Source organism: Rhizobium sp. BK538 (assembly GCF_014197575.1).
In the GTDB taxonomy this organism is placed as follows: domain Bacteria; phylum Pseudomonadota; class Alphaproteobacteria; order Rhizobiales; family Rhizobiaceae; genus Rhizobium.
Genome location: NZ_JACIFT010000008.1, coordinates 84,556 through 109,526 on the forward strand (window position 1 = coordinate 84,556; position 24,971 = coordinate 109,526).

Consider the following 24,971-nt stretch of genomic DNA (forward strand, 5'->3'; position numbering starts at 1 on the left):
TGTTACCTATGTCTTCGGTATGGACAATGATTGCGATGGCGGAGAGGAAGGGATTCGAACCCTCGATACGCTTTTGACGTATACTCCCTTAGCAGGGGAGCGCCTTCGACCACTCGGCCACCTCTCCGGTGGGAGCCTGATAGAGTCATTCGCCAGGTGACGCAAGCGCTTTTTCGGCTTTTTCACCTGATGCGGTTGCGAGCGGCCTCAGCTCAGCAACTGCTTGAGATCGGCGGATGCGTCGGCAAGGATCGCCTTGTCAGGGTTGATCCCCGATTCTAGCAGTTTCTTGCCCGTCACGTAGGCTTTCGCATCGTTGATCGCATCTACGGCAATGAGCACGCCGTCCTTGAAATACCAGATCGAATGAGCACCTTCGCGCGAACCCGGACGAAGCAATGTCTCGTCATAGCCGAGGTTGAAGCCGGCGATCTGCAATTTCACATCATACTGGTCCGACCAGAACCACGGCTTGGGATCGTAAGGCGCGTTGCCGCCGGCGATCACCGCTGCCACGGCTTCTGCCTGATCGACGGCGTTCTGCACTGACTCCAGGCGGATGCGGCCATCCTGCCAGGGAAGCGACGTGCAATCGCCGGCCGCAAAGATCGATGGGTCGGAGGTTCGCCCGAATTCATCGACGATGATGCCGTTTCCGACCTCGATTCCCGCATCCTTGGCAAGCTGGTCGTTCGGCGCGACGCCAATCCCCACGATGGCGAAATCGATATCGATGACCGAACCGTCGGAAAGCTCGGCGCCGACGACATGGCCGTCCTTGCCCAGGAGACGCTTCAAGCCGGTTTTTTCGCGAATGACGACGTCATGCGCTTCGTGAATCACCCGCATGATGTCGGCGGTTTCCTTGGCGGCGACGCGCTGAAGGATTCGGTCGGCCATCTCGATCACCGTCACCTCCAAGCCGCGATGGCGGGCAACGGCTGCGGCTTCGAGGCCGATGTAGCCGCCGCCTATAATAAGGACGCGGCGTCCCGGGCGCATTTCGTCCGCCAAACAGTCGGCGTCGCGCTTGTCGCGTGCGACATACACGCCCTCGAGATCTCCGCCGATGGTCGCCGGCAGACTGCGCGGCGAGGAACCGGTGGTCAGTGCCAAGGTATCGTAGTCGAGGACGGAACCGTCCTGCAGCAGGACCTGCTTGCTGTCCGGCTTAATCTGCTCGGCCCATGTGGCAAGCAGAATCTCGACATCATTGTCCGGATACCAGTGCTCAGGGCGAAACAGCAGGCGATCGAACGCCATCTCGCCAAGCAGATATTTCTTGGTCAGCGGCGGACGTTGGTAGGGCAGCACGTCCTCAGCGCCGACGATGGAGATCGGACGCGTATCCTTCAATGCGCGCAGTTTCGCGGCCAGTGCAAAACCCGCCTGCCCGGCGCCGATGATCACCAATCTGTCCGTCACGTTCCCACTCCCAGCATCCATTCGCGCGTTCCAGCAAAGGCCTAGCCCCTGCCCCCAGCGCCGTCAACCGGTAGCGGATCGACCTCAGTCGATCTCGATCCAGCGGCGCTCGTGGAATGACTGTGCCATGGCGTGAACGGACTTCTCTATCCTAAGACCGTCTTCGAATGTCACGATCGACGACGGCTCACCGGAAATTGCGCGGATCAATTCGCGGCATTCTATGATTTTCAGGTCGTTGAAGCCAAGCCCGTGGCCTGGCGCCGGAATAAAGCGATCATAGGGTTGGTGAGCCGGGCCGGCCAGTATCTTGCGGAAGCCCTGTTCGGAGCCACGGCCCTGCGCCTGATAGAGCTCGAATTCGTTCATGCGCTCTTGATCGTAGGTAATCGAGCCCTTCGAGCCGAATATCTGCAAAGCGATTCGACCCTTTCGCCCCCAAGCGGCGCGGTTCGCCATCAAGACAGCGGAGATACCTCCGCCGAAGCGCATCAAGACATTGGCCGCGTCGTGATTTTCGACATCGCGGCGACCACCTTCCTTCACTGGCCGGCTGCCGTAGGGCTTCACCATATCGGTGATGACAGCCTCCACGTGACCGAACAGATACCAAAGTAGAGACAGCGGGTGTACGGCGAAATCATCCAGCGCGCCATAACCGGCCGAAAGTTCGCTCTTCCAATAGAAGAAGACATCGGGATCAGCCATGAAGTCCTCGTCCATCTCGACGCGGATGTGATTGACGGCGCCGATCGCCCCTTCCTCGATCAGCGCCTTGATATGCCGCATCACCGGATTCTGGATGTAGTTGTAGCCGAGAACGGCGACCTTGCCCGAGGCCCTTGCCGTCTTCAGCATGCGTTCGGCATCGGCATAGGCCGGCGCCATCGGCTTCTCGCACCAGACATGCTTGCCGGCTTCGAGCGCGGCAATCGCCATCTCCGCGTGGAACTGGTTCGGCGTGGTGACGGAAACGACGTCGACTTCGGGATCGGCGATCAGCGTGTGCCAATCGGCGGTCGCCTTTTCGAAACCAAATTCGGAGGCGCGCTTCCCAGCAAGCTCGGCATTGGCTTCGGCGAGGTGAACCAAGCGTGGACGCTCGACGTCGCCGAAGACGGTCTTTACCGCATTCCATGCGAGCGCATGGCATTTGCCCATATAGCCGGTGCCGATCAGGCCGATTCCCAGTGATTTCATCGTATCTCCTCCAGATGCCAGCCGGATTTTTGGAATATTTAGATCATTTTGACAAGCGTCCCTTCCTGCATACTTTTGCCGCAACGGGTGTCAAAACTGTTCAAAACGCTTGGATTTCAATGCAATAAAAACAATTGGGCTCGCGGGCGAAAATCATTTATGGTCTTCGATATGGAATGTTTATTTCGTTCAACGGACCGCACGCATGGACAGTGACAGCAAAACGACCGCCAGGGTTCCGCGCGACTTCGAGAGCCTACGCAGCATCATCATCGAACGGAAAGCAACCATGCCGAAGCGACTTGCGCAGGTCGCGGCCTTTGCTCTCGGCAATCCTGACGAAATTGCGTTCGGCACGACGGCAAGCATCGCGGCGGCATCCGACGTGCAGCCGTCGACGCTCGTACGCCTCGCGCACCATTTGGGTTATGGGGGATTCTCGGACCTGCAGAGTATCTTTCGCGAGCGCCTGCGCGACCGCACCCTGACATATGAAGAGCGGCTTGTGACGCTGGAGCGGGCAAGCGGCGAGGACGAAGATGCCAGCCTGCTTTCCGGCTTCATTTCGGCCGCAAGCCAATCGGTCAACCGGCTGGCAGCCACAGTACAGACGGACACCTTTACCAAGGCTGTCGATATTCTCGCGGCTGCCGAGACGATCTATCTGATCGCCAAGCGGCGTTCCTATCCGTTGACAGCGCATATGACCTATGCCTTCTCGAAGCTGAATATCCGGCACCAGATCGTCGCTTCGCCAAATGGCGTCGATCCGGAGATGGTGCAATTCGCGACGCAGAACGATGCGGCAATAGCCGCAAGCTTCTCGCCCTATGCCGCCGATAGCCTGAGCCAGGCGGAAGCGCTGGCCGATCGCGGCGTGCCTGTCGTCGCCATCACCGATTCGGCGTTTTCGCCGCTGGCTGCCCGCGCCACCTGCTGGTTCGAGGTGGCGGAGGCGGACTTTGCCGGTTTTCGCTCGCTCTCTGCCTCTATGGCACTGACGATGGCCCTGCCAGTCGCCATTGCCGAGCGGCGGCGGAAAAGAACTCACCCAAAATCGGTGAAATGAAAAATGGAATAAACATTCCGAATTGACAACAATACGGAACCAATGTTTCATTACCTGCAATCGGCACGCACCAAGGCGTAGCTAAAATCTAGCGGGAGGACATCATGGCACAACCGAACCCGGGCTCGCAGCCGGAGCCATCGCTTGACGTGATCACCATCGGCCGCTCCTCGGTCGACCTCTATGGGCAGCAGATCGGCTCGCGGCTCGAAGACATCGGCTCCTTTGCCAAGTCTGTCGGCGGCTGCCCTGCCAATATCGCCATCGGAACCGCGCGCCTCGGACTCAAGTCCGGCCTAATCACCCGCGTTGGCCACGAGCAGATGGGCCGCTTTATCATCGAGCAGTCCGCACGCGAAGGCGTCGAGACGAAAGGCATCAAGACCGATAGGGAACGCCTGACGGCGCTGGTGCTTCTTGCCGTGGAGGCCGAAGGCGTGTCCCCGATGATCTTTTATCGCTCCGACTGCGCCGACATGGCGCTCGATGAAGGCGATATAGATGAGAACTTCATCAAATCGTCGCGCGCGGTGCTGGTGTCGGGTACACATTTCTCGCGACCGAACACGGAGGCCGCGCAACGCAAGGCAATCCGTATCGCCAAGGCCAATGGCCGCAAGGTGATCTTCGATATCGACTATCGGCCGAATCTCTGGGGCCTTGCCGGTCACGCCGAGGGTTTCGAGCGCTACGTGAAGTCTGACCGCGTCTCGTCTAAGATGAAGGAAACGCTTCCCGACTGCGATTTGATCGTCGGAACCGAAGAGGAAATCCTGATTGCCTCCGGGGCGGATGACGTGCTCGGCGCACTCAAGGAAATCCGCCGCCTGTCGCCGGCAACCATCGTTCTCAAGCGCGGCGCCATGGGCTGCATCGTCTATGACGGTCCGATCAGCGACAATCTGGAAGACGGCATTGTCGGCGAAGGTTTCGCCATCGAGGTGTTCAACGTGCTGGGCGCCGGCGACGCCTTTATGTCCGGCCTCTTGCGCGGCTGGCTGAAGAATGAGCCACTGAAGACTTGTGCGACCTGGGCCAACGCGTGCGGCGCTTTCGCCGTCTCCCGTCTGCTCTGCTCGCCGGAGTACCCGACCTGGGCCGAGCTTGACTTCTTCCTGAAATACGGCAGCAAGCATCGCGCCTTGCGCAAGGACGAAGCGATCAACCACATCCATTGGGCTTCGACGCGCAAGGGTGATATTCCGCTTCTCATGGCACTCGCGATCGATCACCGCTCGCAACTCACCAGCGTCTGCGACGAACTCGGTGTCGACTACAAGAAGATCGTCGCCTTCAAGCGCCTTGCGGTGGAAGCTGCCGCCCGTGTTGCAGATGGCCGCAACGGCTACGGCATGCTGATCGATGAGCGCTTCGGGCGCGACGCCTTCTTCGATGCGGCAACCAAGAACTTTGCGTGGATTGGTCGTCCGGTGGAACTGCCGGGGTCCAAGCCACTGCGATTCGAGTTCAGCCAGGACATTGGCTCACAACTTGTCGAATGGCCGCTCGATCATTGCATCAAGTGCCTCTGCTTCTACCATCCGGATGATCAGGCAGCGCTGAAGACCGAGCAGCAGGAGAAGCTGCGCACGCTCTTTGAAGCCGCCCGCAAGGTCGGCCGCGAACTGCTCGTCGAGATCATCGCGAGCAAGAACGGGCCGCTGACGGACGATACGGTTTCGACCGCGATGGAAGAGCTCTATGCGCTTGGCATCAAGCCCGACTGGTGGAAGCTGGAGCCGCAGGCTTCGACCGCCGCCTGGAAGAAAATAGACGCAGTGATCGCCAAGAACGACCCATGGTGCCGCGGGATCGTGCTGCTCGGCCTTGAAGCCCCTGCCGATGAGCTGGTGAAAGGCTTTGAGGCGACGCTGGCGGCTCCTTCCGTGAAGGGCTTTGCCGTGGGACGCACGATTTTTGCCGAAGCAGCTCGCGCCTGGCTTTCCGGCAAGATGAATGACGAGGAAGCGATCGCCGACATGGCTGGCCGCTTCCGCCAATTGACCGAGGCCTGGTTGAAAACGCGCGGCCTACATTAATTAGAGCATTTGGGAGGTGCCCATGGGCAAGACTGTACGATTGACGATGGCTCAGGCCGTTACGCATTTTCTCAAGAAGCAGATGACGATCGTCGACGGCAAGAAGGTCCCGGTCTTCGGCGGCGTCTGGGCGATCTTCGGGCATGGCAACGTAGCCGGCATCGGCGAGGCGCTTTACCAAGTGCGCGGCGAACTGCCGACCTATCGTGCCCATAACGAACAGGGCATGGCGCATGCGGCCATCGCCTATGCAAAGGCGAATTTCCGCCAACGCTTCATGGCCTGCACGACCTCCATCGGTCCCGGCGCGCTCAACATGGTGACGGCTGCTGGTGTCGCCCACGTCAACCGCATCCCGGTCCTCTTCCTGCCAGGCGACGTCTTTGCCAACCGCGCGCCGGATCCGGTGCTGCAGCAGATCGAGGATTTCGGCGACGGCACGGTTTCGGCGAACGATGCCTTCCGTTCGGTTTCGCGCTATTTCGATCGGATCACGCGGCCGGAACAGATCATCTCGGCGCTGAAGCGTGCCATGCAGGTTCTGACCGATCCATATGATTGCGGCCCGGTCACACTGTCGTTGTGCCAGGACGTGCAGGCGGAAGCGTTCGACTATCCGGAGAGCTTCTTCGAGGAGCGCGTCTGGACCCAGCGCCGTCCGCGTCCGGATGTCGATGAACTGGCGAACGCCATCGCCCTCATCAGAAAATCCGAGAAGCCGGTTATCATCGCTGGCGGCGGCGTGCTCTATTCACAGGCCACCAAGGAACTAACGGCTTTTGCCGAGGAACATCGGATTCCCGTCGTTGTCACGCAGGCCGGCAAGTCGGCGATCGACGAGCGGCACCCGCTGGCGCTTGGCTCGGTCGGCGTTACCGGCACATCAGCGGCCAATGCGATTGCAGGCGAAACGGACCTGATCATCGCCGTCGGCACCCGCTGCCAGGACTTCACGACGGGTTCCTGGGCGCTCTTCCAGAACGAGAAGCTCAAGGTTCTCGGCTTGAACATTGCTACCTACGATGCCGCGAAGCACGACGGCCAGACGCTGGTGGCCGATGCCCGCGAAGGACTGAAGGCCGTCTCGAGCGGGCTCGCCGGCTGGAAGGCACCGGCCGGGCTGGCGGAGAAGGCCGAACGGGAAAAGAAAGTCTGGGTGGACGCCGCCGCCAAGGCGATGGCCAGCACCAATGCCGCCCTGCCCTCCGACGCCCAGGTGATTGGCGCCGTCACCCGTTCGATCGACCTCGAAAAGGCAATCGGCCTATGCGCTGCTGGCGGTCTGCCGGGCGAGATGCATAAGCTCTGGCCGGCCACCGCACCCGGCAGCTACCATATGGAATACGGCTTCTCCTGCATGGGCTACGAGATTGCCGGCGGCCTGGGTGCCAAGATGGCGCATCCCGAAAAGGAAGTTTTCGTCCTGGTCGGGGACGGGTCCTACATGATGCTGAACTCGGAGCTCGCGACGTCGGTCATGCTCGGCCTGAAGCTCAACATCGTCTTGCTCGACAACCGCGGCTATGGCTGCATCAACCGGCTGCAGATGGCAACCGGCGGTGCAAACTTCAACAATCTGCTGAAGGACGCGCATTACGAAGTGATGCCTGAGATCGATTTCCGGGCGCATGCCGAGAGCATGGGTGCCGTTGCGGTCAAGGTTGCGTCGATCGCAGAGCTCGAGAAGGCAATCGCCGACTCGAAGAAGAACGATCGCACCTCGGTCTTCGTGATCGACACTGACCCGCTGATCACGACGGAAGCCGGCGGCTACTGGTGGGACGTTGCCGTTCCCGAAGTCAGCCCGCGCGAGCAGGTCAACAAGGCGCACGCAGCTTACGTCAAGGCGCGCGCCGCCCAGCGCATCGGCTAATCGATTGATTTCACTTTCCGGAATAGCGGGACCGCTCTTCCAACAATGCCTTGAGGAGACTATTGATGAAAGCCAAACTTGGCATGTCGCCGATCGCCTGGTGGAACGACGATCTTCCTGAACTCAGCGACGATGTGTCCCTGGAGGAATGCCTGCGCCAATCGCGCTCTGCGGGCTTTACCGGTATGGAGCAGGGCCGCCGCTTCCCCGACAATCCGGCCGAGATGCTGCCCATCCTGCGCGCCGCCGACGTGACGCTTTGCGGCGGCTGGTTCTCCGGCACGCTGGTCGACGAGGATCTTGCTGCCAACAAAGACCGCATCGCGCCGATGATCGAGCTGTTCAAGGCCGTCAACGCGCCCTGCATTGTTTATGGCGAGGTCGGTCGTTCGATCCAGGGCGACCGCTCCAAGCCGCTCGCGACCAAGCCGCGCCTCTCCGACGACGAGATGAAGGTGTACGGCCGTCGCCTCACCGAATTCGGCGAGTGGTGTGCCGAACAGGGCATGCCGCTTTCCTATCACCATCATATGGCGGCCGTGGTCGAGACCGAGCCGGAACTCGACGCCTTCATGCGCAATTCGGGCGAAGGCATTCCGCTGCTGCTCGATGCCGGGCATCTGGCCTTTGCCGGCGGTGACGTGCTGCGCGCCATCGACAATCACCACGCCCGTATCAACCACGTGCACGTCAAGGATATTCGCAAGGCCGTCGTCGATGGACTCGACCGCAGTAGGCAGTCCTTCCTCGATGCAGTGGCGCTCGGCGCCTTCACCGTACCGGGCGACGGCTCGCTCGATTTCGGCGCGATCGTCCAGCGACTGGCCAACTACGGTTATGAGGGCTGGTTTGTCGTCGAGGCCGAGCAGGATCCGCGCAAGGCTCCGCCCCAAAAGATGGCTGAGATCGGCCATGCCGAACTGATGCGCGTGATGACCGCGGCGGGCTACACCGTCGAAACGGAAGGCTTCCCCAAGGGATAGCGTTCTGCCTAAGATCATTGAGATCGAATGAAGGAAATCAGTTCATGCCGAACCTTCTCGTAAAACCCAAGGGTGACCACGGCCGCGTCACCCATGTCACGCCGGAAACCGCCGGATGGACCTATGTCGGCTTCGACCTGCATCGTCTTAAGCCCGGCGAGACCGCCTCTGGCGAAGCCGGCGACCGCGAAGTCTGCCTCGTCTGGGTGGCCGGCAAGGGCAAGGCCACGGCCGCAGGAGAGGATTTCGGCTCGGTCGGCGGGCGCATGAGCCCGTTCGAGGGTGCGCCGCATTCGCTCTATGTGCCGGCGGGCTCCGGTTGGTCGGTGACGGCCGAAACGAACATGGAGCTTGCCGTTTGCTCGGCGCCCGGTGGCGGCGCCTACAAGGCAAAGCTCATCCCGCCCGGCGTGCACCCGCAATTCCAGCGCGGCAAGGGCTCTAATGTGCGTCTCGTGACCAACATCATGCCCGAGGATGACAACTCCGCCCATTCGCTGCTGGTGGTCGAGGTCATCACGCCAAACGGCAACACGTCCTCTTACCCCTCTCACAAACACGACCAGGACAATATGCCGAACGAGAGTCTGCTGGAGGAGACCTATTACCACCGCATGAACCCGCCGCAGGGCTTCGCCTTCCAACGCGTCTACACCGACGATCGCTCGCTCGACGAAGCGATGGCTGTAGAAAACGGCGACGTGACGCTGGTGCCGAAGGGCTACCACCCCTGCGCCACCATCCATGGCTATGATCTCTATTATCTCAACGTCATGGCCGGCCCGAAGCGGGTGTGGAAGTTCCACAACCAGCCGGAGCACGAATGGCTGCTGAAATAAGGCGGCGTACGATCGCTAAAATAATCTGACAGGCGGCAAGCCGCGCAGATGGTTCACTGCCTCCATCGAAATCGAACCGATGGAGGACTGCCGTGCACGGCTCAATCACTATTCTTCGTGCCCACGCTCGCCGCACGCCGGAGACGGCCCGATCACGGCTCGTTGCCGCCCTGCTCTCTTTTTATCACTGGAGCCGAGGCAAGACCGTCAAGGTTTGCTGTCAGGAATGTGCTGAGGCCCTGAAGGAGGCCTCAGCCGCCGCAGCCGTAAGCACCGTGCACGGCAAGGACTAAGTGCCTCGCTCGATGTCGAGCACGAGATGCGGGACACCGTTCGACGTCTTCCGCGGCGATACGCCATTGCCGTCGATCTGCGCATTGATGCGCTGACGGAAGGCGGAAAAGCTCTCGAAGGTCACGACGTCCACCGGTTCGTCGAAGTGGATGGTGATCTTGTGACGCCCGCCGCCGTGCGCCGAAAGCGCCAGGATCTTGCCGGTGAACGGCTGGCTCAGGTAGCGGCCGCGCACCAAGGAGCCAACGCAGATCGCGGCGATCGGCTCCTCGTTCGGCCGCGTCGCGAGTGCGGAAAGCGTGTTCCAGTCGCGAACGCCATGCTGCTGGGCAGCGAGTTCGAGCGCGGCACTGTGTGAAATCGCTGTGCCGCGTGCTTCCATCGCCTGGCGAAGGCGCTTGGCTTGCGACTTCAGTTCTTCAATTGTCGGATATGCGGTGGTCACGGATTCAGCCTTTCGGAAGGCATGCCATTTCGACCGTTACAAGGGAGCTCGCATTGCCTGCAGTCAGCATGCACCAAACGGCTGTGACTGAATGATATCGGGGACTTCACCGTGGACTTGTCGTCCGCGAGCGGCCGGCGCCTCGAGCCACGCCCGATATGCTTGAAGGGCGGCGGCGTGTCAAGCCGGACCAATCCGGATGCCCAATAATGAGCCATTTCCCTCTCCAGACAGGCATAAGCTTCGCATTGTAGGGAGATTATTCAGAAGTTGTCAGCAATCTTGCGCTAATCTCGAAGCGTACAACAAGCGGAGGCTACCATGGCCTTTCAGATGCACCTCGACACAGAGCATCCGCAGCCCGAGCAGGCTTACCGGGAATTTTCGCTCGACCGTCCCGGCAAGATCATATTCGTCGGACATCACCTCAGCACGGGAACGCAGGTCCGCTGCCTGATCCGCACGATCACGCTTGCCGGCGCGGTGCTGGAAGTCAGCCCGAACCTCGAAGTACCGAACCACTTCTTCCTCGAGATCCTCGGCATACACGACGAGATCGGTTCGACGGTGGTCAAGCGCGAGGGAGAACTGGTGACGATCAGCTTCAACATGCTGATCAACCCGGAATTCCTGCATCATGTCCTGCGGCTGAATTTCGAGAGCTGAGAAGCGGATACGACCGGCGAGGTCCGTATCCACATCCACCGCTTGAAGTCTGACTAGGCCACCAGATGTCGTTCAATCTGGTCGACGGGCAAATTGATGTAATCTTTTGGGACTTCAGCCGAAATTGCAGCCTGAACGTCTGGAGTGAGATTGTCGCGCAGCGTGCCGAGTGCCCTTGGTGGCGCGACTAGAACGATGCGACGCGCCTGCTTTTCGCGCACAAGCAGGTCCATTTTCGCGGCAACCCGCTTCAGAAACTCCGTTTCGGCCTGCTCATGCCAATCTGTTTGCTGCACGGCACTGCCGCTCGAGCCATCTGCGGCATGCGTTCGACCGGGTTTGTCAGCGCCAATTTCCCGATCCGGCTCATTCGGCTGGGACAAGGTCTCCTCAACCTTCAGGTTCATATATGCCACATCACCTGCATTTTGCAGGATCAAGGCCTTGGCACCATCGCAAACGACCACCCACGATTTTGACGGAACTCTGACATCAATCATTTTGATTTCCTCGCTCTAGAATTTTGGAGCGTCGGGCGCGCCGCCGACAATTAGGCAAACGTGCCAGCCGACAAAGAGTTCGATGACATTTCGCGACAATTGCGGTGCTTGGCGCACCAATCGCGATTCGGTGCGCAAAGGCAATAAAGTCAGAAGGAATCAATTAGATGAAGATTGCAGCGCTCGCCTACATCAGCCTGCTGGTTCTGGACGCTATATGGCTGGCGCCGTTGTCGGCGCGGCCGCCTGCGAAACTTACGGCCTCACCAATCATGCGACCCTGAGAAACTGGCCTGTGGCGATGACTATCATGGATCTGCGGGGCACGTTTCTCACCGCGCTGTCCGCGGCGGCTGGATTATTGACTGCTCGAATATTCGGTTAGGGCGCGCAAGCAGGCGGAAAAAAGCTGCTTCACTAAAATTGTATTTTCTTCATTGACAATTGCGCAAAGCATTCGTGTGAGGCTCCAATCGAAGAGGACCGGGATCACCTTGGTTCAAGGGAGACACGCGGGATGTCGATGCTTCGCGCCACACACCTTGCGACCGTGAAATCTGCGGTTTACGAGACGCGCTGGGAACAATTCAACGTAAGGCGCCCAGCCCGGATCGTCGCGGTTCGACCCTGCCTGACCGGCATTTCCATCCGCAGTGCCGAGATCGTCGATATCTCACGCGGTGGCGCCACGTTTGTCGTGTCATCGACCGCAGGCCTGCCAAAGCACTACTACCTCAATATTCTTGGCCTTGCCTACCGGATTGGTTGCGCCGAGGTCTATCGCAATCATGAACGTATTGGCGTGCGGTTCATCAACACAATCGATCCCGAAGTCCTGCGTCGAGTCGTGCGCGCCGATTTCATGGCCGGCAATGTAGAAGCTCTCGAAGCTCGCGGATCCGTGCGTATGTAAATCGCCCACCCCGGGGAATAATGTTTCTTGCCTTGGCGGCAGCACGGCCTATTGTCGGTTCGATTTTTCACAGCATTCAGGAAATCGCTCCAGCATGTCCGCCTTCTCGCGCTTCACGCCGCTTGCTAGCGCCCTCCCCTCCACTGTTCCTTTTGTTGGCCCGGAAGCGATCGAGCGTCAGCGCGGCCTTTGCGTTAAGGCGCGCATCGGCGCCAACGAGAATGGCTTCGGCCCCGCCCCGTCCGTGCTCGCCGCGATGCGCGAGCAGGCTGGCGAGATCTGGAAGTACAACGACCCGGAAAATTACGTTCTCAGAGAGGCCCTTGCCAACCATCTCGGTGTCGGAATCGAATCCATCGCGATCGGCGGCGGCATCGACGAACTGCTCGGCCAGATCGTTCGGCTCGTGATCGAGCCGGGGGCACCTGTCGTGACATCGCTCGGTGGCTATCCGACGTTCAATTTCCACGTTGCAGGCTTCGGCGGACGGCTCGTCACTGCGCCATATGCCAACGATCGCGAGGATCTCAACGGCCTCCTGGAAGCGGTTAAGCGCGAGAACGCGCCACTGGTCTATTTCGCCAATCCTGATAATCCGATGGGAAGCTGGTGGGATGCCGAAAGTATCGTCGCCTTTGCCCGCGCGCTGCCGGAAACCACGATGCTGATCCTCGACGAGGCCTACAGCGAAACCGGACCGGCCGGATCTCTGCCCGCGATCGGCGCGCTCATTGATCTGCCCAACATCGTACGCACGCGCACCTTCTCGAAAGCCTATGGCTTGGCCGGCGCGAGGGTTGGCTACGTCATTTCGACACCCGGCACAGCCCGCGCGTTCGACAAGATCCGCAATCATTTCGGGATGAACCGGCTGGCGACGGTCGCAGCGCTGGCGGCGCTTAAGGATCATGCCTATCTCGCCGAGGTGGTGGCAAATATTCACCGCGCGCGCGACCGGATCGCCGGTATTGCCAGGGCCAACAATCTACTTCCGCTTGCCTCTGCAACGAACTTCGTCGCGATCGACACCGGACGGGACGGAACTTATGCTCGTGCCATCGTCGATGGCTTGATGCAACTCGGTGTCTTCATTCGTATGCCGGGTGTCGCTCCGCTCAACCGCTGCATCCGCGTCAGCGTCGGACCGCATGCTGACATGGCGCTTTTCGAGGAAGCGCTGCCGCAGGTGCTCAAGACGCTGGGCTAACACAAAGAACCGCGCCGGCCTTGTTCCTGCCGGTCGCGGTTGCTGTTCATGGCATAGGCCTTCTCCAGAACCTGCCAGCCCCTCTTTTATGGTTGTTATTGGCCCCGCGTTGGCGGGGAAACGGTCCTTAGTGGATCGTCATCCATTCGCGAGCAGCCCGTAGCGCCTCTACGATCTGCATTTTGTCCATGCTTGCGGCGACATCAGCGCGAAGCTCGGCGGCGCGGTCGTTGCCTTTTATCGCTGCGATGTTCAACCACTTATGAGCGGCGACCAGATCCACGGCGCAGCCGCGGCCAGTCGCATACATCAGACCCATTTCGCAGAAGATGTCGGCGTTGTTCTCGCCACCCATGGTGGCCATTTCAGCATTATGCATTTCAAAGCGTGCCATCGGTTTTGTCCCTGTTTAGCCTGTTGTCGACTTACCCTGTTTTACCTTCGGGGCCCTGCCGTCTATCGCGGCTTTGGTACCCTTCGGTTCGGCGGGTTTACCCCGCTCGTTTGATGGCTCCACTATGCCAACGCGCCTTCAAAAAACGCCTAAAATGCATGATTAATTTGAAACAAACAAAGTGCAAACGCTTGGTAAAATTGGATTTTTGTTAAACATCGCAATGCCTGCTGATTAAGGATTTTCGACACAATTTTACGGAATATTCAGATCTGAAAATTAACCTTCTGTTCACCACGAAATCAGCATCAAATAGCTGAAACGGAAGATTTCGGCGCTTCTGGCTCATGAAAAACGGTTGTCGTGGGCCGCAAAAACACATTTACGTTTACGTTCGCGTCATATATTTTCCCGCCGGGACATTAGGGAGGAACGAATGATCCGCACACTTATTCTCGCCAGCGCATTGATGCTTGCCGCCGGAGCAGCCTCTGCAGACGAACCGATCGTCGGCAACTGGAAGACGGCAGCGGGCGATACGGCCCATATTGCATCCTGCGGCGGCAGCTACTGCATCGTGCTGAAGACAGGCAAGTATGCCGGCAAGAAGATTGGAACGCTCGCAGGAAGCGGCGTCACCTATACCGGCCAGATCACGGATCCGGCCAACGACAAGACCTACAGCGGATCGGGCAACGTTCTCGGAAACTCGTTGAAAATGAAGGGCTGCGTCCTCAACGTGCTTTGCAAATCGCAGACCTGGACGCGCCTGTAGAGGACGAGTCTCGAAAGGAAGCGCCCGGAAAAACTGGCCGGGCGCTTTCTATGTTAGGTGTCAGCGGGCGCGCTGATTGAAGAGGATTTTCTGTGCTTCCTTGTCCTCGGCAAGGTTGCTGCGTTCACGCTCTTCCTTGCCAATCGCCGTGCCACGGATCACGGCCGGACGCGCCATCATCGTCTCGAACCAGCGCTTCAGGTTGGGAAACTCGTTGAGGTCCTGTCCTTGCTTCTCGTACGGAATCACCCAGCCAATGCAGGCCATGTCGGCGATCGAATAGTCGCCGGCGAGATATTCGCGCTCCACCAACCGCTTGTTCATCACGCCGTATAGGCGGTTTACTTCGTTGGTATAGCGATGGATGCCGTACTCGATCTTCTCCGGCGCATAGCCGCGGAAGTGATGCGCCTGGCCAGCCATCGGACCCAATCCACCCACCTGCCAGAAAAGCCACTCCTCGATCTGGATGCGTGTGCGCTCCTCCGCCGAATAAAACTTTCCGAATTTGCGGCCGAGATACTGCAGAATGGCGCCCGATTCGAACACGGAGATCGGTTCACCGCCGGGACCATCCGGATCGATGATCGCGGGCATTCGGTTGTTCGGAGCGATCTTCAGGAATTCCGGCGCGAATTGTTCGCCCCGGCCGATATTGATGTACTTGACCTCGTAGGGAACGCCGAGTTCCTCGAGCATGATGCTGATCTTCCAGCCATTTGGCGTCGGCCAATAGAAAAGCTCAATCGGTGCCGTCATGAAAATCTCCTTTGCGGGACTAAGGAGATAAGCAGCGCCCGCCGTGCTTCAAGCCGCCCGGCTTCCTGAACGCCTGATGAACCGTGATCTCAGCACTGGTTCAGCGACAACGTGGCAAAACTGTCTCAACGCTAAGGCGATACCGAGGCAAAGTCATGGATATGCTCATTTTGGCAAGACGTTTCACCATCATCACACTGTTTGCGGCAGTCTTCGCCGTCAGCTTCTCGGCTGCTGTCAGCCGCAATGCAGGCGGCGGCGCGCAGTCCCACTTCGGAGCCAATTACACATGCTTCGACGCCAGCAGTCCATTCTGCCGAACAAGCCGCTGATCCGACCCACGGCGGTAGTCGCCACACCCGAAAACTGCGCAATCCCCTCTGCCGCGTCGTTTGCTTGTTAAAAACAACACTCTATAATGGCGCATGAGCAAACGAATCTCTTCCCCTCTCGACATTTCGTCCCCCTCTCCTTTCGTTCCGCAAACCTTCGACGACCCGGTCAAGGCTGTCGACGTGCTGACGGAACTCTACGAGCGCAACACCACCTTCCTGATCGAAAGCTTCGCCAAGCTCGCCAAAGGCGCGCCGATAACATCGCGCTATCGCGCCTTATATCCGCAGGTCAGCATCGAGACGACCAGTTACGGCCACATCGATACCCGACTGTCCTACGGCCACGTCACCGCGCCCGGAATCTACACGACGACGATCACGCGACCGCAACTTTTCCGGCACTATCTGAAGCAGCAGCTAGGTCTGCTGATGAAAAATCACAACGTGCCCGTCATCGTCTCTGAATCGGCAACGCCAATTCCCCTGCATTTTGCTTTCGGAGAGGGCGCGCACGTCGAGGCATCCGCCGCGGCATTCATGGACATTCCGATGCGCGATCTGTTCGACACACCGGACCTGAACACGACGGACGACGAAATCGCCAACGGCGAATACATTCCGCCGCCGGGCGAACCTTCGCCGCTTGCTGCCTTTACGGCGCAGCGCATCGACTATTCGCTTGCGCGGCTTGCCCACTACACCGCGACCGGCGCCCAGCACTTCCAGAATTTCGTGCTGTTTACGAACTACCAGTTCTACATCGACGAGTTCTGCACTTGGGCACGCAAGCTGATGGCAGAAGGGGGCGATGGCTATACGGCCTTCGTCGAGCCCGGCAACATCATCACGCATGCCGGCTCCAGTCAGCCCGAGACCGACGTTACGCTTGCACGCCTGCCACAGATGCCTGCCTACCACCTGAAAAAGAAGGGGCATGCCGGCATCACCATGATCAACATTGGAGTCGGTCCGTCCAACGCCAAGACGATCACCGACCACGTGGCAGTGCTTCGCCCGCATGCCTGGCTGATGCTCGGCCATTGCGCGGGCCTGCGCAATAGCCAGCGCCTGGGCGATTACGTCCTGGCACATGCCTATATGCGCGAAGACCATGTCCTGGACGACGATCTGCCCGTCTGGGTGCCCATTCCGGCGCTGGCGGAAGTCCAGGTCGCCCTTGAGGGGGCCGTTGCAGAGATCACGGGCTATGAGGGCTTCGAATTGAAGCGCATCATGCGCACTGGCACGGTCGGCACGATCGACAACCGGAACTGGGAATTGCGCGACCAGCGCGGCCCGGTCAAGCGTCTGTCCCAGGCTCGTGCCATTGCGCTCGACATGGAATCGGCGACGATTGCGGCAAACGGCTTCCGCTTCCGCGTGCCCTACGGCACGCTGCTCTGCGTATCCGACAAACCGCTACATGGCGAATTGAAGCTGCCGGGTATGGCGACTGCCTTCTACAGGACGCAGGTCAACCAGCATCTGCAGATCGGTATCCGTGCGATCCAGAAGCTCGCCGCGATGCCGCCGGAAGCGCTGCATTCGCGCAAGCTCAGAAGCTTCTTCGAAACGGCCTTTCAATAGGCCGTTTCGTTACTGGCGTGTGGCGGCAACCGCATTGGTAGCGAGCTGACGCTCATAACGCTCACCGGCAGTATCAAGCACTAGGATAGCAACCGCCAGGAAGGCTGCGGCCGCAGCAAACCGGGTGATCACGGCCCCCGTCGTCGGCAATTCCGCATCGGCCCGATGATGCTGCTTTTTCTGTTGGCGACCTGCGCGGGTGCAGTTCGCCAGCACAATCTCGAAAAGACCCATCGTCGTCACTCCATGTTGCTGACGACACTTGGTCGAAACCAGCCTGCTTGTTTCGACGCAAACTTCCGTAAAAAGATTCTTTCGCATCCTGTCGAAATCGCCCTAGGCTGATCGTCCAATGATTATTGGCAGCCAGGGAGAGCGAACGATGAAATATCTCTGCCAAGTCTGGTTCGAGCCTGCAAAGCTTGAAGCCATGACCGATGAAGAGAAAAGGAATCTCGACAGGGCGTCCCTCACCTACGACGATGATCTGACCGCCAGCGGGCATATGCTTGCCGCGCATGCGCTGCAATCACCGAAGAATGCCGTAACTGTCCGCGTCCGCAACGACGAGATGTCTGTGACTGACGGGCCTTACGCGGAAACGAAAGAGCAGCTCGGCGGCTTCATTCTGATCGATGCGAAAGATCTGAACGATGCCATTCGCGTTGCGGCCGGCATCCCACTCGCAAAATTGGGATCAATCGAGGTTCGGCCGATCTACGATATTCCGGTCCACAATTGAGGGAGACGTTATGAAATATCTCTGCCAGATCTGGTTCGATACCGAGAGGAGCAAGCTCGTACCGCAGGAAGAGTGGAATGCGCTGACGCAAGAATGCATCGTAAGCGACGACCATTGGCGAGACCGCGGCGTCCTGCAAGCCGCGCTTGCCCTACACGCACCCGAAACGGCCGTAACCCTGCGCCTGAAGCAAGGCGTCACGACGGCAACCGACGGCCCCTTCGCCGAAATCAAGGAACACCTCGGCGGCTTCGTGCTGATCGAAGCCGCGGATATGGAGGAAGCCAAGGCGATCGTCTCAACGTTGCCGATACTGAAGTACGCTGCGATTGAGATCCGCCCCGGCTATTCCATCAAAGACGGAAGGTGATGCCATGCGCTATGTTTGCCTGATCTACAATTCGGCTGATATCGACGGTCGCCAGACCGCGGCCGAAACCGAAGCCGTCGTTCGCGCGCATTTCAGCTTTGACGAAGACCTGCGCGATCGCGGTACGCTGGTCCATGCCGATGCTCTGGAAACGCCCGATAAGGCCGTCGTATTGCGGGTGCGTAAGAACGAGATCAGCATGACGGACGGTCCTTATGTCGAGACGAAGGAGCATCTGGCTGGCGTCTATGTTATCGATGCCTCGGATATGGATGAGGCCACAGCAATCGCCGCTGGAATTCCCTGCGCACAAATTGGTGCTGTGGAGGTCCGCCCGGTGAGGATATTGACACTACCGGAGTAGACCTTGGAACGTCTGATCGAGGATATCTACCGATCGCAATCTCGCCGGGTGCTAGCGACGCTCATCCGTCTCCTCGGCGACTTTGACAGGGCCGAAGAAGCCTTGCATGACGCGTTTGCGGCCGCTGCACGCACATGGCCTCGCGATGGTGTTCCGGCAAACCCCTTCGGCTGGCTTGTTTCCGCCGGACGGTTTCGCGCGATCGACCATATCAGGCGCCGGTCCCGTTTCGATATGTCTGTAAAAGATATCGAGGAAAGTCTGTACGGATCTTTCGACGAAACGGAGATCGGCAACATGGATCTGATCGAAGACGACATGCTCCGCCTGATCTTCACGTGCTGCCATCCGGTGATACCGGCTGACGCGCAGATGGCGATGGCGCTCCGCGAGATATGTGGGCTCACGACCGAGGAGATCGCTCACGCGTTTCTCGTCCCCGCCCCCACCGTGGCACAGCGTATCGTGCGGGCAAAGAACAAGATTCGCACGGCTAAAATTCCCTACGAGGTCCCGGAGCGTGGCGAACTGCCCGAGCGGCTCGACCGGGTGCTGCATGTCATCTATCTGGTTTTCAACGAGGGCTACTCCGCTTCGTCCGGCGACGAAGTTGTCCGAGCCGACCTGACCTTGGAAGCCATCCGCCTCACACGGCTGCTGGCGCGTCTCTTACCGCATCCCGATGTCTCTGGATTACTTGCCCTTCTGCTGCTTCAGGATTCGCGTCGCGCCGCCAGGCGAAGCTCGGAGGGAACCCTCATTCTCCTGGTCGATCAGGATCGCAAGCTTTGGGACCGGGAAAAGATTCGTGAGGGTCTCGCACGCCTCGAGGGCGCGATGCGGAATGGCGAGGTTGGCGTCTACACGCTGCAGGCGGCCATCGCCGCAGAGCACGCGCAAGCCGAAACGCCTGAAAAAACAGACTGGCGGCGCATCGTCAACTACTACGATCTCTTGCTATCAGCTCAGTCGTCGCCGATTGCCGAACTCAACAGGGCAGTCGCAGTGGCGATGGTGGAGGGAGCCGAAAGAGGTCTGCAACTCGTTGACGCAATCCTGCAGGCAGGAGCGCTGGAGAGTTACCACCTCGCGCATTCGGCCCGCGCCGATTTTCTAAGGCAACTGGGACGGAGAGCGGATGCGATTGCGGCATACGAGGCAGCCCTGGGGCTATGTCAGCAAGCGCCCGAGCGGGCATTCCTGAAGAAGCGAATCTCAGAGCTTTCGGTTGCGACCGAGCGGCAGTGATATTGCCGTCCCTGTCAGGGCCGAAACGATGATCAGCAGATGTGCATTGATGCTTGCCTGTGCCAAGGCAGCGAGCGCCGTCTTTTCACTGGACGCACCAAGGGCGACGGCACCGGCGGTTATCCCAGCAGGATAGGTGCCGACACCACCGGGCGCATGCACCGGAAGCACCGACGAAAGCTCGCCGCCAAGCGCGCCGCCGAAGCTTGCGGCCATCGGCAAAACACCCATGAGATTGAGGGCCCAAGCAAGTACCAACACCTTGACGAGCCAGTTGACAACGGTCATCACCCAGGCGCGCGTGAAAGCCGCGGCATCGACCGGGAGCCCCCTCTCGATTTCGACCACGAGCTTCTGCGCCTTCGCCGGCAGAATCCTGCTCGCAAACCGCAACAAAGGTTGCCTGAGTGCAAAAGCGGCCACTGGAAGCGCCAGGAGGGCGGTCCAAACAAGCCATGCAATGATCTGGTGCGGTGATGCGATTGCAAAGCCTATGCCGGCGGCAGCCAGCAAGGCGTGCAGGTCAAGCAAACGCATCACGAAAAGCGCAGACGTGCCCCGCGCCAGCGGGATACCGAACTCGGTGCGCATCAAGACCGGAAAGCTGGTTTCTCCGGTTCGAAACGGCAGCATGATGTTCAGGAGGTTGTGGATCTGCGTAACGCGGAAGAGTATTTTGAAGCGCCCGGCCGTCTCACGCGGGAAGTAGTCATAGATGCGCCAGGTCCTGAGGAAGTAGGTGCTGGTAAGCAAAGTCAGGGCGCTGACAACCGAGATTGTACCCACTTCAGCCCATTGTCCGAGAATGACCGACCAACCCCAGAACCACTGGATGAAAAGCGCATAAGCGGCCACAATTGCGATCGTCAGCAGCGTCATTCGATTGCGGATAAACCAGGATTGTCGGCTGGCAACAACCGGAAACTTCATATAGTAGGCTTTCCTGACTATTGCGGCTGAAGCCGCCTGCGCCCGTGCGCCTTGTAGGAGAAATCAAACGTGCAGACAACGGTAGACTCGCGTCAAGGCCTCGTGGAAGCGATGCGGCCGGTCGAATTGTCGCTGGTTGTGCCTGTCTTTAACGAGGAAGAGAGCGTCGGCCCACTTATCGATCGCATCTGCTTGGCCATGACAGGTTATCCTGATCCCTGGGAACTGATCCTGATTGACGACGGCAGCACGGATGCGACACTAGCAAATGCGCGCAAGAATATCGGCCGCGAGGGCCTTGTCCTGCGGATTGTCGAGCTGCAGCGCAACTTCGGCCAGACTGCCGCAATGCAGGCCGGTATCGACGCCGCGACAGGGCGGTTGATCGCCACCATGGACGGCGACCTGCAGAACGATCCGAAGGACATTCCGTCCATGGTGGCTGAACTCGAGCGCCGCCAACTGGATCTTCTCGTCGGCTGGCGCAGGAACCGGCAGGACGGCCTGCTGCTGCGCAAGATCCCGTCATGGTGCGCCAACTACCTGATCGGGCGCATTACCGGTGTGAAACTGCACGACTATGGCTGCAGCCTGAAAATCTACCGTGCCTCGATCATCAAGCAAGTGAAGCTGATGGGCGAAATGCACCGCTTCATCCCCGCCTGGGTTGCCGGCGTCGTGCCGAGCTCGCGCATCGGTGAGATGGTCGTGACCCACCATGCCCGTCAGCACGGGCAGTCCAAGTACGGCATCTCGCGCACCTTCCGCGTTATCCTCGACCTGCTCTCTGTCATGTTCTTCATGCGCTACAAGGCACGGCCGGGCCACTTCTTCGGCTCGCTGGGCCTCGGCCTCGGTGCGATCTCCGCGCTGATTATGCTGTATCTGTTCATCGACAAATTCATCCTGGGCAACGATATCGGCACCCGCCCGATGCTGATGGTCGGCGTCGTCTTCATGCTTTCGTCGGTCCAACTGATCACGACAGGTATTCTCGCAGAGATGATCGCCCGCACCTACTATCGCGACGACACCTCACCGAACTACATCGTCCGCCAAGTCTTCGATGGAAGCGAGAATGCGTAATCTGCTGGCTCGGAAGCCGGATACCATTGTCCTTCTGCTGGCGACATATTTCGTTGTCAGCTTCATCGTCCGTCTGCTGGTGCCAAACGGCCTGCGAGTAGATGAATCCCAGCAGGCGTTCTTCTCGCAGTGGCTCGTTGCCGGCTACGACACTCAGCCGCCGCTCTATAATTGGTTCCAGGCCATGGTCGTGTCCGTCCTCGGACTGTCGATCGCAACGATTGCCGCAGCCAAGAACCTGGTCCTGTTTTTTCTTTTCCTGAGCTACTACAAGCTCGCAAAACTCGTACTCGATGACCGGTTGTTCGCCGCCATCGCGACGCTTTCGCTGTTCGTGATTCCGCAGGTTTTCTGGCAGGCACAAAGGGACCTGACCCATACGGTCGCCCAGATGCTGATGATCAACCTGCTTCTCTACAGCATCGTCAAAACGCTGAAGGCGCCGTCGCTGCTCTCCTACGTGATGATCGGCGTGACGCTTGGCCTCGGCATGCTGACGAAGTACAACTTCACCCTCGTTGTTACCGCCGCACTGGTTGCGGTGTTCCTGCATCCGGACGGACTGAAGCGGCTGTTCGACAGGCGTTTTCTGTTGTCGCTGGCTATTGCGGTCCTCATCTTCCTACCGCATGGCCTTTGGCTGCTCGACAATCTAGGCTTGGCCGCAACTCGCACATTAAATACCATGGCGCAAGAAGCGCCCACCGGCACACTCGCTAAGCTGATCAAGGGGCCGACAGAGTTCTTCGGGCAGGTCCTCGTGATCATGGCGCCGCTCGTTGCGGTATATGCGATCATCTTCGGCAAGAAATTTCTCCGCAATTTGCGACCGACGACCGTTTGGGCTCACTTTTTCGACACCATCTTCCTGGTGATTGGGCTGCAGGTTCTGTTGCTGGTTTTCGCCATCGGCATAACGTCCATGCGTGACCGGTGGGTGCTGCCCCTCCTATTCCTGATGCCGATCGCATTTTGCCTGAAGATGCAGGCGCGCGGGATTCGAGCCGAGGATTTCGCGAAGCGCTTCTTTGTCGTGCCGCTTGCAGTGATGATCGTGGTGCCGTCGCTGGTTTTCGTGCGCGCGAATGTACCGACGCTTTTCGGTCGACCGGAGGCCTACAATGCGCCCTACGAGGAGTTCGTCAGCAGGATTCTTGCCGAGGAAGGCAAGCGCCCCGGGCTCGTGCTAACCGATGGCTGGGCCGCATCCGGCAACCTGCGTCTGCAACTACCCGACGTCCCAACGCTATGCACGTTTTTCGGCAATCTGGAAGTCGACCATGAGTGGACGGCCGAGAAACCAATCCTAGCCGTCTGGCTCACCTCCAAGGAGGGGACGGCTTTGCAGCCGGAATTGGATGCATGGGTACAGAGAAATCTCGGCTCGCAATATTCGGCTGTGGCGGTGAAGCACATGAGTGTCGGCTATGTTCACGGACGACCGGAAGACCAGCGCCTCTTCGGCTACGCTTGGATCTATCCACGCTGACTGTAGCACCTACCTTCTCAGTTCCTGCCATGCGGCATCAAGCGCGATCTTCGTAATACGCGCCATCTCATCCACCTCCTCGTACCTAATAACGAGAGGCGGTGAAGCCAGCATCCGGTCTCCCGTGGCGCGCAGAACAAGTCCGTTCGCGAGAGCATGATTGCGCACGAGCGCGCCGACCGCATCCGGCTTTTCGAAGCGCATGCGGCTTGCCTTGTCACCAGTCAATTGAAGCGCGCCCATGAGGCCGACGCTCACGGCCTCGCCAACGAGATCGTGCTCACCAAGAGCGCCCCAGACCGCGCCAAAGTACGGACCGATGTCGTCACGAACGCGTTCGACGAGCCTTTCGTCCTCGATGATGCGGAGATTTTCGAGCGCTGCGGCGGCGCAGACGGGGTGACCGGAGTAGGTGAAGCCATGGTTGAAGTCCCCGACCTCGTTGATCAGAACATCAGCGATGCGGTCGCTGACGAGCACGCCACCGATCGGGAGATAACCCGAGGAAAGTCCCTTGGCGATCGGTGCCAAGTCAGGTTCGACGCCGAAATACTGATGGCCGAACCATTCCCCTAGACGGCCGAAGCCGCAAATCACCTCATCGCAGACCAGGAGGATGTTGCGCGACTTGCAAATGCGGGCGATCTCCGGCCAGTAGGTTTCGGGCGGGATGATGACACCTGCGGCACCCTGAATCGGCTCAGCCACGAACGCCGCGACATTCTCTTCGCCGAGTTCGTCGATCTTCGCCTCCAGCTCACGTGCCACCTTCAGGCCGAACTCGGCCTGAGACAGCTCGCCGCCCTCGCCGTACCAGTAAGGTTGTCCGATGTGCGCAATTCCCGGTATCGGCAGGTCGCCCTGCTCATGCATATACTTCATACCACCGAGGCTGGCGCCGGCAACCGTAGAGCCGTGGTAACCGTTCTTCCGGGCGATCACGATCTTCTTCGAAGGCTTGCCGACCGCGCTCCAATAGACGCGTGCCATACGAAACCATGTGTCGTTCGCCTCGGAGCCTGAGCCGGTGAAAAAGACATGGTTGAAGTCAGGCCCGGCGCGGGATGTGACCTTCTCGGCCAGCAGTGTGGTTGGTGTCGTCGTCGTGCCGAAGAAGGTGTTGTAATAGGGCAGCTCATTCATCTGCCGGGCAACGGCGTCGGTGATCTCCCTGCGCCCGTAGCCAACGTTGACGCACCACAGTCCTGCAAAGCCATCCAGATAGCGTTTGCCTTGGCCGTCCCAGATATTAACTCCCTCGCCGCGCTGAATGATGCGCGTGCCGTCAGCATTCAGCTTTCCCATGTCGGAGAACGGATGCAGGTGATGTGCCGCGTCGATAGCGGCGAGATTGGAGCGCGCGTAAGTATCGGACATGATTTGCAAAACACCTTCGGAGATTGAAAGCCTCTTCCCAATAGGCTACGACCTTGGCCTTC

Annotated in this window: 26 protein-coding genes, 1 tRNA gene and 1 pseudogene; 18 read left to right on the forward strand and 10 right to left on the reverse strand. The window is 59.3% G+C overall.

Annotation, left to right across the window (positions count from 1 at the left end):
- Nucleotides 1-36: 36 nt before the first annotated feature.
- The 3 genes from FHX09_RS11740 to FHX09_RS11750 form a co-directional block, all read right to left on the reverse strand.
- Nucleotides 37-127 (reverse strand) — tRNA-Ser (locus FHX09_RS11740).
- Between the two features lie 80 nt (nucleotides 128-207).
- A complete protein-coding gene (locus tag FHX09_RS11745; RefSeq protein WP_132591711.1) occupies nucleotides 208-1,425 on the reverse strand; it encodes an FAD-dependent oxidoreductase in 1,218 nt (405 codons plus the stop codon).
- A gap of 84 nt (nucleotides 1,426-1,509) precedes the next feature.
- Complete coding sequence (locus FHX09_RS11750) at nucleotides 1,510-2,625, reverse strand: Gfo/Idh/MocA family oxidoreductase (RefSeq protein WP_132591709.1); 1,116 nt, start codon at nucleotides 2,623-2,625, stop codon at nucleotides 1,510-1,512.
- 205 nt (nucleotides 2,626-2,830) lie between these two features.
- On the opposite strand from FHX09_RS11750, the gene FHX09_RS11755 reads away from it, so the two are divergent.
- The 5 genes from FHX09_RS11755 (at nucleotide 2,831) to iolB (ending at nucleotide 9,428) form a co-directional block, all read left to right on the forward strand.
- A complete protein-coding gene (locus FHX09_RS11755) occupies nucleotides 2,831-3,694 on the forward strand; it encodes a MurR/RpiR family transcriptional regulator (RefSeq protein ID WP_132591707.1) in 864 nt (287 codons plus the stop codon).
- Between the two features lie 104 nt (nucleotides 3,695-3,798).
- Nucleotides 3,799-5,733, forward strand: coding sequence for a 5-dehydro-2-deoxygluconokinase (iolC, locus tag FHX09_RS11760; RefSeq protein WP_132591705.1), 1,935 nt, complete (start codon nucleotides 3,799-3,801; stop codon nucleotides 5,731-5,733).
- 22 nt (nucleotides 5,734-5,755) lie between these two features.
- Entirely contained in the window at nucleotides 5,756-7,606 is a 1,851-nt protein-coding gene (gene iolD / locus FHX09_RS11765; RefSeq protein WP_132591703.1) for a 3D-(3,5/4)-trihydroxycyclohexane-1,2-dione acylhydrolase (decyclizing), read from the forward strand.
- Nucleotides 7,607-7,671: 65 nt separating this feature from the next.
- A complete protein-coding gene (gene iolE, locus FHX09_RS11770; RefSeq protein WP_132591701.1) occupies nucleotides 7,672-8,589 on the forward strand; it encodes a myo-inosose-2 dehydratase in 918 nt (305 codons plus the stop codon).
- Between the two features lie 44 nt (nucleotides 8,590-8,633).
- Nucleotides 8,634-9,428: a 5-deoxy-glucuronate isomerase gene (gene iolB, locus FHX09_RS11775; protein WP_132591699.1), complete on the forward strand. Its 795-nt coding sequence runs from the start codon at nucleotides 8,634-8,636 to the stop codon at nucleotides 9,426-9,428.
- A 289-nt stretch (nucleotides 9,429-9,717) separates the two neighbouring features.
- On the opposite strand, the gene FHX09_RS11780 is transcribed toward iolB, so the two are convergent.
- Nucleotides 9,718-10,167 (reverse strand): glyoxalase superfamily protein, encoded by a 450-nt coding sequence (locus FHX09_RS11780; RefSeq protein WP_184450008.1) that lies wholly within the window; start codon nucleotides 10,165-10,167, stop codon nucleotides 9,718-9,720.
- Nucleotides 10,168-10,500: 333 nt separating this feature from the next.
- On the opposite strand from FHX09_RS11780, the gene FHX09_RS11785 reads away from it, so the two are divergent.
- Nucleotides 10,501-10,833 carry a hypothetical protein gene (locus FHX09_RS11785; protein ID WP_037084548.1) on the forward strand — a complete coding sequence of 111 codons (333 nt, stop codon included), beginning with the start codon at nucleotides 10,501-10,503 and terminating at the stop codon, nucleotides 10,831-10,833.
- A gap of 53 nt (nucleotides 10,834-10,886) precedes the next feature.
- Here FHX09_RS11785 and FHX09_RS11790 read toward each other — a convergent pair whose 3' ends face one another.
- Nucleotides 10,887-11,333 carry a host attachment family protein gene (locus tag FHX09_RS11790; protein WP_132591693.1) on the reverse strand — a complete coding sequence of 149 codons (447 nt, stop codon included), beginning with the start codon at nucleotides 11,331-11,333 and terminating at the stop codon, nucleotides 10,887-10,889.
- Between the two features lie 223 nt (nucleotides 11,334-11,556).
- Here FHX09_RS11790 and FHX09_RS30460 point away from each other — a divergent pair.
- The 3 genes and pseudogenes from FHX09_RS30460 to FHX09_RS11805 all read left to right on the forward strand — a co-directional run.
- A pseudogene (locus FHX09_RS30460) lies at nucleotides 11,557-11,718 on the forward strand (DUF2177 family protein); the annotation flags it as partial.
- A gap of 132 nt (nucleotides 11,719-11,850) precedes the next feature.
- The gene (locus FHX09_RS11800) at nucleotides 11,851-12,246 is read left to right on the forward strand and encodes a PilZ domain-containing protein (protein ID WP_132591689.1); all 396 of its coding nucleotides are present in this window, start codon (nucleotides 11,851-11,853) and stop codon (nucleotides 12,244-12,246) included.
- 94 nt (nucleotides 12,247-12,340) lie between these two features.
- Complete coding sequence (locus FHX09_RS11805; protein WP_184450010.1) at nucleotides 12,341-13,453, forward strand: pyridoxal phosphate-dependent aminotransferase; 1,113 nt, start codon at nucleotides 12,341-12,343, stop codon at nucleotides 13,451-13,453.
- A 127-nt stretch (nucleotides 13,454-13,580) separates the two neighbouring features.
- Here the strand turns inward: FHX09_RS11805 and FHX09_RS11810 are convergent, their stop codons facing one another.
- On the reverse strand, nucleotides 13,581-13,847 hold the full coding sequence (locus tag FHX09_RS11810) for a sel1 repeat family protein (RefSeq protein WP_007802970.1): 267 nt from the start codon (nucleotides 13,845-13,847) through the stop codon (nucleotides 13,581-13,583).
- Between the two features lie 436 nt (nucleotides 13,848-14,283).
- Between FHX09_RS11810 and FHX09_RS11815 the strand changes: the two genes are divergently transcribed.
- Complete coding sequence (locus tag FHX09_RS11815) at nucleotides 14,284-14,622, forward strand: DUF2147 domain-containing protein (protein WP_132591685.1); 339 nt, start codon at nucleotides 14,284-14,286, stop codon at nucleotides 14,620-14,622.
- A 60-nt stretch (nucleotides 14,623-14,682) separates the two neighbouring features.
- Here FHX09_RS11815 and FHX09_RS11820 read toward each other — a convergent pair whose 3' ends face one another.
- A complete protein-coding gene (locus tag FHX09_RS11820) occupies nucleotides 14,683-15,381 on the reverse strand; it encodes a glutathione S-transferase N-terminal domain-containing protein (RefSeq protein ID WP_132591683.1) in 699 nt (232 codons plus the stop codon).
- 155 nt (nucleotides 15,382-15,536) lie between these two features.
- Between FHX09_RS11820 and FHX09_RS11825 the strand changes: the two genes are divergently transcribed.
- Both FHX09_RS11825 and amn read left to right on the forward strand, forming a co-directional pair.
- Nucleotides 15,537-15,713 carry a hypothetical protein gene (locus FHX09_RS11825; RefSeq protein WP_007802964.1) on the forward strand — a complete coding sequence of 59 codons (177 nt, stop codon included), beginning with the start codon at nucleotides 15,537-15,539 and terminating at the stop codon, nucleotides 15,711-15,713.
- Between the two features lie 93 nt (nucleotides 15,714-15,806).
- On the forward strand, nucleotides 15,807-17,303 hold the full coding sequence (gene amn / locus FHX09_RS11830; protein WP_183721381.1) for an AMP nucleosidase: 1,497 nt from the start codon (nucleotides 15,807-15,809) through the stop codon (nucleotides 17,301-17,303).
- Nucleotides 17,304-17,312: 9 nt separating this feature from the next.
- Here the strand turns inward: amn and FHX09_RS11835 are convergent, their stop codons facing one another.
- The gene (locus FHX09_RS11835; protein WP_132591679.1) at nucleotides 17,313-17,537 is read right to left on the reverse strand and encodes a hypothetical protein; all 225 of its coding nucleotides are present in this window, start codon (nucleotides 17,535-17,537) and stop codon (nucleotides 17,313-17,315) included.
- A 148-nt stretch (nucleotides 17,538-17,685) separates the two neighbouring features.
- Here FHX09_RS11835 and FHX09_RS11840 point away from each other — a divergent pair, with 148 nt between their 5' ends.
- From FHX09_RS11840 to FHX09_RS11855, 4 genes are read left to right on the forward strand one after another with little or no spacing between them, the layout of a single operon-like run.
- The gene (locus FHX09_RS11840) at nucleotides 17,686-18,045 is read left to right on the forward strand and encodes a YciI family protein (protein ID WP_132591677.1); all 360 of its coding nucleotides are present in this window, start codon (nucleotides 17,686-17,688) and stop codon (nucleotides 18,043-18,045) included.
- A gap of 10 nt (nucleotides 18,046-18,055) precedes the next feature.
- Entirely contained in the window at nucleotides 18,056-18,415 is a 360-nt protein-coding gene (locus FHX09_RS11845) for a YciI family protein (RefSeq protein WP_132591675.1), read from the forward strand.
- Between the two features lie 4 nt (nucleotides 18,416-18,419).
- Nucleotides 18,420-18,779 (forward strand): YciI family protein, encoded by a 360-nt coding sequence (locus FHX09_RS11850; RefSeq protein ID WP_132591673.1) that lies wholly within the window; start codon nucleotides 18,420-18,422, stop codon nucleotides 18,777-18,779.
- A 3-nt stretch (nucleotides 18,780-18,782) separates the two neighbouring features.
- Nucleotides 18,783-20,027, forward strand: a complete 1,245-nt coding sequence (locus FHX09_RS11855; RefSeq protein WP_132591671.1) for an RNA polymerase sigma factor — start codon at nucleotides 18,783-18,785, stop codon at nucleotides 20,025-20,027.
- Here the strand turns inward: FHX09_RS11855 and FHX09_RS11860 are convergent.
- Entirely contained in the window at nucleotides 19,995-20,957 is a 963-nt protein-coding gene (locus FHX09_RS11860; protein WP_132591669.1) for a lysylphosphatidylglycerol synthase domain-containing protein, read from the reverse strand. The two genes, FHX09_RS11855 and FHX09_RS11860, sit on opposite strands and share 33 nt — an antisense overlap.
- A 69-nt stretch (nucleotides 20,958-21,026) precedes the next feature.
- On the opposite strand from FHX09_RS11860, the gene FHX09_RS11865 reads away from it, so the two are divergent.
- Nucleotides 21,027-22,043 (forward strand): glycosyltransferase family 2 protein, encoded by a 1,017-nt coding sequence (locus FHX09_RS11865; RefSeq protein WP_132591667.1) that lies wholly within the window; start codon nucleotides 21,027-21,029, stop codon nucleotides 22,041-22,043.
- Entirely contained in the window at nucleotides 22,036-23,532 is a 1,497-nt protein-coding gene (locus FHX09_RS11870; protein ID WP_132591665.1) for a glycosyltransferase family 39 protein, read from the forward strand. Before FHX09_RS11865 ends, FHX09_RS11870 begins: the two co-directional genes overlap by 8 nt.
- 9 nt (nucleotides 23,533-23,541) lie before the next feature.
- Here FHX09_RS11870 and FHX09_RS11875 read toward each other — a convergent pair whose 3' ends face one another.
- Complete coding sequence (locus FHX09_RS11875; RefSeq protein WP_132591663.1) at nucleotides 23,542-24,909, reverse strand: aspartate aminotransferase family protein; 1,368 nt, start codon at nucleotides 24,907-24,909, stop codon at nucleotides 23,542-23,544.
- Between the last annotated feature and the right edge of the window lie 62 nt (nucleotides 24,910-24,971).

Coding starts and splice junctions, on each gene's coding strand:
- FHX09_RS11750 (WP_132591709.1), bottom strand. CDS start 2,625: ATGAAATCACTGGGAATCGGCCTGATCGGCACCGGCTATATGGGCAAA.
- FHX09_RS11755 (WP_132591707.1), top strand. CDS start 2,831: ATGGACAGTGACAGCAAAACGACCGCCAGGGTTCCGCGCGACTTCGAG.
- iolC (WP_132591705.1), top strand. CDS start 3,799: ATGGCACAACCGAACCCGGGCTCGCAGCCGGAGCCATCGCTTGACGTG.
- iolD (WP_132591703.1), top strand. CDS start 5,756: ATGGGCAAGACTGTACGATTGACGATGGCTCAGGCCGTTACGCATTTT.
- iolE (WP_132591701.1), top strand. CDS start 7,672: ATGAAAGCCAAACTTGGCATGTCGCCGATCGCCTGGTGGAACGACGAT.
- iolB (WP_132591699.1), top strand. CDS start 8,634: ATGCCGAACCTTCTCGTAAAACCCAAGGGTGACCACGGCCGCGTCACC.
- FHX09_RS11785 (WP_037084548.1), top strand. CDS start 10,501: ATGCACCTCGACACAGAGCATCCGCAGCCCGAGCAGGCTTACCGGGAA.
- FHX09_RS11790 (WP_132591693.1), bottom strand. CDS start 11,333: ATGATTGATGTCAGAGTTCCGTCAAAATCGTGGGTGGTCGTTTGCGAT.
- FHX09_RS11800 (WP_132591689.1), top strand. CDS start 11,851: ATGTCGATGCTTCGCGCCACACACCTTGCGACCGTGAAATCTGCGGTT.
- FHX09_RS11805 (WP_184450010.1), top strand. CDS start 12,341: ATGTCCGCCTTCTCGCGCTTCACGCCGCTTGCTAGCGCCCTCCCCTCC.
- FHX09_RS11810 (WP_007802970.1), bottom strand. CDS start 13,847: ATGGCACGCTTTGAAATGCATAATGCTGAAATGGCCACCATGGGTGGC.
- FHX09_RS11815 (WP_132591685.1), top strand. CDS start 14,284: ATGATCCGCACACTTATTCTCGCCAGCGCATTGATGCTTGCCGCCGGA.
- FHX09_RS11820 (WP_132591683.1), bottom strand. CDS start 15,381: ATGACGGCACCGATTGAGCTTTTCTATTGGCCGACGCCAAATGGCTGG.
- FHX09_RS11825 (WP_007802964.1), top strand. CDS start 15,537: ATGGATATGCTCATTTTGGCAAGACGTTTCACCATCATCACACTGTTT.
- amn (WP_183721381.1), top strand. CDS start 15,807: ATGAGCAAACGAATCTCTTCCCCTCTCGACATTTCGTCCCCCTCTCCT.
- FHX09_RS11835 (WP_132591679.1), bottom strand. CDS start 17,537: ATGGGTCTTTTCGAGATTGTGCTGGCGAACTGCACCCGCGCAGGTCGC.
- FHX09_RS11840 (WP_132591677.1), top strand. CDS start 17,686: ATGAAATATCTCTGCCAAGTCTGGTTCGAGCCTGCAAAGCTTGAAGCC.
- FHX09_RS11845 (WP_132591675.1), top strand. CDS start 18,056: ATGAAATATCTCTGCCAGATCTGGTTCGATACCGAGAGGAGCAAGCTC.
- FHX09_RS11850 (WP_132591673.1), top strand. CDS start 18,420: ATGCGCTATGTTTGCCTGATCTACAATTCGGCTGATATCGACGGTCGC.
- FHX09_RS11860 (WP_132591669.1), bottom strand. CDS start 20,957: ATGAAGTTTCCGGTTGTTGCCAGCCGACAATCCTGGTTTATCCGCAAT.
- FHX09_RS11870 (WP_132591665.1), top strand. CDS start 22,036: ATGCGTAATCTGCTGGCTCGGAAGCCGGATACCATTGTCCTTCTGCTG.
- FHX09_RS11875 (WP_132591663.1), bottom strand. CDS start 24,909: ATGTCCGATACTTACGCGCGCTCCAATCTCGCCGCTATCGACGCGGCA.